This is a genomic window from Pseudomonas sp. 34 E 7 (assembly GCF_900005715.1).
Classification (GTDB): Bacteria; Pseudomonadota; Gammaproteobacteria; order Pseudomonadales; family Pseudomonadaceae; genus Aquipseudomonas; species Aquipseudomonas orientalis_A.
Map to the genome: position 1 here is coordinate 8,045 of NZ_CVTX01000133.1, position 4,795 is coordinate 12,839.

Genomic DNA, 4,795 nt, shown 5'->3' on the forward strand with positions numbered 1-4,795 from the left:
ACCGAGCCTAAGCGAGGTGCCGAGTGGTGGGGCAAGAGCGTTTTGCTTACTTTTGCGCTTTTCAAAAGTGAGCCGCTGTAAAAGCGGAACCTATTGCAGCCGTTACCGCAGAAACGGATATGTACTCGGTCTGATCCACATCCTGGTCGGCCCTGAGGCCGCCATCGGGGGCAAGCCCCCTCCCACATTTGGGCCGGGATCGACACAAAATTCTGGTCGGCCCAGAGGTCGCCATCGGGGGCAAGCCCCCTCCCACATTTGGGCCGGGATAGACACAACATCCTGGTCGGCCCTGAGGCCGCTATCGGGGGCAAGCCCCCTTCCACATTTGGGCCGGGATCGACACAAAGTCCTGGGCGGTCCTGAGGCCGCAGTCGGGGGCAAGTCGAATCGTCGCACCGCCCCTCCCACATTTAAAAAGTGTTTACCTCTCAATCAAAAGTAATACGGGAATTTCAGGCTGAACGTGAAGTCAGGCGCGTCATCGGTCATCCCGATCGCCAGGTTCGGCACGATGGTCAGGTTATCCGAGGCCGCAATCGTCATGCCGACGTTGAAGTAGCCCGCATTCGCATCGCTGGACACCACCGACTGCCAGTCGCCGCCGTCCGGCTTGAGCTTGCTTTTGCGCTGCACCAGGTCGGACACCGAGAACGACATGCTCATTTTTTCGTTCAAGGCAAAGGCTACACCCACACCGAACTGAAAGCTGTCGCCCAGGCGCACCTTGCCGCCCACCTTCTGGTTGACCTGACTGCTGATGTCATCGAACGAGTCTTCGAAGTTGTGGGTGTACGACAGCGAGCCGAACAACACCGCAGGGTCGAAGGTCTTGACCAGGGAGATGCCCGGTGTGACCGACCACACGCCGTTGCCCGTCGGCAGGCTTTCGGGCAGGTAGAGGTTGTCGTTGCTCGGTTGCCTGACCAGTTTGATGCCAAACGGCTCTTTACCCGTAGGCGCCTTCACCCGCACCGACACCACGGCGTCCGGCAGGTTAGGGGTTTCATCGAGGAATTTGTACGCCACGCCGAAGTTGACGTCGCCAATGGTGGGGTCGCGGGTCACGGACGCTTCCGAGGTGGCCGTGGCATCGTTGCCGGCGCCGCCGGACTGGTAGGTCGACTCGCGGTAGACCACCGGCACGTTGAGGTCGAACTGCCAACGGTTATCGAGGTTGTAGCGGCCGGTCAGGTCCAGGGTCCAGCTGTCGGATTTGATCCGGTCCAGGTTGATGTTGCCGAGAAAGATCGAGTCCAGCGCCAGGAAACCGTTGAGGGTCAGCTGGCGGGCGTCGTAACGGGCATAGGTGACGCCGGTCTCGAGGCTGAACTTGCCATTGCCGAAAAAGCCGCTGGCTTCGTTGTAGAGGTTACTGACACTTTGTGCAGGCGCCGAGTCGTCCTTGAGCGACTGGCCGTAGGAACTGCCGCCGCCGCCCGCGCCACCTGATGCTGCTGCAGCGCCGGTGCCTGCGACGGTCGTACCGCCTTGCTTGAAGTCGGCGGGGGATTTGGCCAGGCGCCTGGGGGCCGGCGTGGCCGGTTGATCTTCCACCTGGCGTACACGTTGTTCCAGCACGGCCAAGGCCTTTTGCTGCACGTCGTAGCGTTGCTTGAGTTCCAGGAGTTCCCGCTTGAGGGTTTCGATATCGGCATCCGGCGCGGCATATAGCACAGATGCGGGCAAGAGCGTACTTAAACAGATCACCGCGCGGAGCGATAACGATCGATGCATGAAAGAAGCCGTCCTTTTCCAATGCGTAAGTGTCGAGGGTCAGCGTAGTTCAATAACCGAGCGTGCGTAGGCCTTTTAGCTGGTCCAGATTGCAGTTCAATGCGCCGTTGTTCAAACCGTTATTGTTCATTACCACGTTGAGTTGGGTCATGTTGTTGACGAAGTTGGTATTGCCGGTCAAAACCGTGCCTTGCAGCACATTTCCGCCGCCGATCTGCTGCAGGCTGTTGCCCTGGTTGTGGTTGGCCTGGATCGCCATTTGCAGGCCGCCATTGTTGGCCGACACGCTGACTTGACCGGCCTTGCTGTCGCCGGTGACGGTGCCACCGGCCACGAGTACCTGGCCGGACTGCGCGGCGTTGGCAGGGGCAAAGCCGTCCTGGGTGACGTTGATGCCGACATGGTTGTTGGCGGTGTTGCCATCACCGGCGGCGCGCACGCTTTGGATCACGCCCTGGCCGCTGGTCAGGCCGGCTCCGCCGATCACGTTACCGCCGCCGGCAGTGGGCGTTCCGGAACCCGCCGCACCCGTGGTTTGCACGTAGAACTGTGGGGTGATGGTGGTCTTGTCCAACTGCATGCTGGCCTTGCCGGTAATGCTGTCGCCGACCGCATTGGTCCAGGTGCTGCTCATGACAATGCCGAAGCTGATGATTCGCCCCGGCATCACATAGCGGCCACGCAGCTCGGCCATTTCCGCGTCCTTGAGTTCGATCGGTTTGAAGCCCGATGAAGCATAAGCGGGCATCGAGGCTGCCAGACACAAAACCGTCAGCCAACGGGAAGTGTTCATCTTTTGCTCCTGGAGCGTCCTGCCCCTTATTGCGCTTCTAGAAGAAGTCGCTCTGGATAAAACCGAAATCCATCAGTTCGGCGTCGCCTACGGGCCGGAACTCGTTCAGCTGGTTCTTGGCGGTCAGGGGGGCAGGCGGGTCGAGCAGGATGTTGGCCTTGTCGTAGCCTTCACCCAATACGGCGAACACGATGCCATTCCAGCCCTTGACGAAGTCATCCCGCGAATAGCGCTTGTGCCCCAGCACCGGGTCGCCGACATACACCCAGTCCTTGTCGGCCCGTTGCATCACCACGAAGTGCTTGTAGCCCCGGATTTCCAGCAACACCACCACCGGGATTTTCACGGTGACCAGGGTGTCCGGGGCGATCTTGTAGCCCCGGGCGCGCATGCCGATGCTTTCGAGGTAGCGCTTCATGTCCAGCATGGAAAAACCCTGGGTACGCACCAGGTCCTGGTCGGCATTGACCAGCATGCCCTTGATGAGGTGGTCTTCGTCGACGTCCAGCCAATAGGCCTGGCGCAGGATGGTAGCGAGTGCCGCAGCACCACAGCTGAAATCGGTTTTCTGTTCCACCAGGTTGGCGAACCGGCGTTCACGGATGCTCTCGACCTTCTTGAAAATCACCGCACCGCCGGGCATGGCGGAGATCGCCATGGTGCCTGCCCAAGTGGGGCCGGTGAGCAACATCAGGAGGGTGAGGGTCGCGAAGCGCATGATCGACTGACCTGCTGGACACTGGAATAAGAAAGGGCCTTGTTGCCAAGGCCCCGTTGGATCAGAAACGCACGCCGCTGGAGCAGACGCTGCAACCTTGACCGATCGACAGGCTGTTGCTGCCCTGGTTGCCCGCGCCCGATTGCAGGTTTACACCCACGTTGCCGGAGTTGCGGTTAACCGAGTTGTCGAGGCTGGAGTTGTTGGACACGTATTGAGGCTTGCCGTAGCCGTAGCTGCTGACGGCGGTATTGAGGTAGCTGTTGTTGAGCGAGTTCTGCTCGGTGTTGGAGGCGGCGGCGATGTTCTTGCCGTCAGCGGTGGTGATTGCCAGGTTGTTTTTACCTTCGTTGCCTTGACCGGCCTGGCCGTTGTAACCCACGTTGCCGGAGTTGCCGTTGACGGAGCCGTCCAGGGACGCGTTGTTTTGCGTGCCTTTGTTGACGAAGTTGTTATTGGTGCTGGCTTGATCCACATCGATCACGGCGAACACGGTGGCAAAGTCGCCTTTGGCACTGGAGATGGCACCGGCGTTATCCGCCTGGTTGCCGGAGCCCGACTGTACGTTGACGCCCACGTTACCGCTGTTGCCGGTCACCGAGTTGTCGGCCGAGGCGTTGTTTTCGGTGTTGCTGTCCTCGAATTTGTTGCCCTGGCTTTTTTGCACATCGGTGACCACGGAGGCGACGGTGCCAGTAGGTTGAGGGGCTGGGTGCCAGCCACCACCCGCTTGAGCAGCGGCAGCCATGAGCGCGGCGAGAGCGAAAACCAGTGGTTTGAGCGCCATTTGAGGTTTCATGGTGTTTCTCCTTGCTTCTAATTAGTTGGGTTAAGTGTTGGTACGGTCTAACTAAGGTCTATCAAGCGCTTACTTGATAGTGATGCCCAGGGTGTTAGCCACTCGGTTCCCCACCCCGGCACTCTGGTTCACCTGAATCACTCCTCGGCTGCCTGTGAAGGCCTGGTCGCTGGTGACGACCTGGCGGCTGCCAGTGGTGGAGGTGGACCCTGAGTCGCTTGCCAGCGTCGTCGTGTTCTGTTGCAACAGGACGCTGTCATCGATGCTTTGCGGGCCAGGGTTCAGGCTGATCCGCACCGCATTGATCGATTGGTTATTGGCTCCGGCCGACTGATTGATGCCCAGTACGCCGTTGCCGTTGGTAAAGGAGGTGCCCAGGATCGCCGCCTTGGCGTTCAGGGACGGGTCGACGTTGCCGTCGAGCTTCTGGATATTGGCGGTGGTAGCCTGGCCACCGAGGACAATCGCGCGGCTGTTGGACATTTGCTGTTGATTGCCGGCGGCCTGGTTGATCGACAAGACACCCTCGTACTGTTTGCCGCTGCCATTGATCACGGCGGTGTTGTCAGCCAGGGCCGTTGCGCTGCCCAGCAGGGCGACTATCAACAGGAAGTGCCTCATCACTTGCCCCCCATCATGCTGCCGAGATTGTTCAAGGGGGCCATGCCGCGCTGGATCGAATCGCTGATCTGCCCACCCATTGCGTTGCCGGCGCCGGCGCCATGGCCGGCGGCAGCGCCGCTGCCCA

At 60.3% G+C, this 4,795-nt stretch carries 5 protein-coding genes; all 5 read right to left on the minus strand.

Translation table 11 applies throughout. From position 1 onward, the window contains the following. Positions 1–435: 435 nt before the first annotated feature. Entirely contained in the window at positions 436–1,737 is a 1,302-nt protein-coding gene (locus tag BFP96_RS12015) for an autotransporter outer membrane beta-barrel domain-containing protein (RefSeq protein WP_065936264.1), read from the minus strand. A gap of 49 nt (positions 1,738–1,786) precedes the next feature. After that, on the minus strand, positions 1,787–2,530 hold the full coding sequence (locus BFP96_RS12020; protein WP_065936265.1) for a hypothetical protein: 744 nt from the start codon (positions 2,528–2,530) through the stop codon (positions 1,787–1,789). A gap of 37 nt (positions 2,531–2,567) precedes the next feature. Continuing rightward, the gene (locus BFP96_RS12025; RefSeq protein ID WP_065893142.1) at positions 2,568–3,248 is read right to left on the minus strand and encodes a C39 family peptidase; all 681 of its coding nucleotides are present in this window, start codon (positions 3,246–3,248) and stop codon (positions 2,568–2,570) included. A 61-nt stretch (positions 3,249–3,309) separates the two neighbouring features. Then, positions 3,310–4,047: a hypothetical protein gene (locus BFP96_RS12030; RefSeq protein WP_065887387.1), complete on the minus strand. Its 738-nt coding sequence runs from the start codon at positions 4,045–4,047 to the stop codon at positions 3,310–3,312. 69 nt (positions 4,048–4,116) lie between these two features. Next, positions 4,117–4,668 carry an adhesin gene (locus BFP96_RS12035; protein ID WP_065893143.1) on the minus strand — a complete coding sequence of 184 codons (552 nt, stop codon included), beginning with the start codon at positions 4,666–4,668 and terminating at the stop codon, positions 4,117–4,119. Positions 4,669–4,795 lie beyond the last annotated feature (127 nt).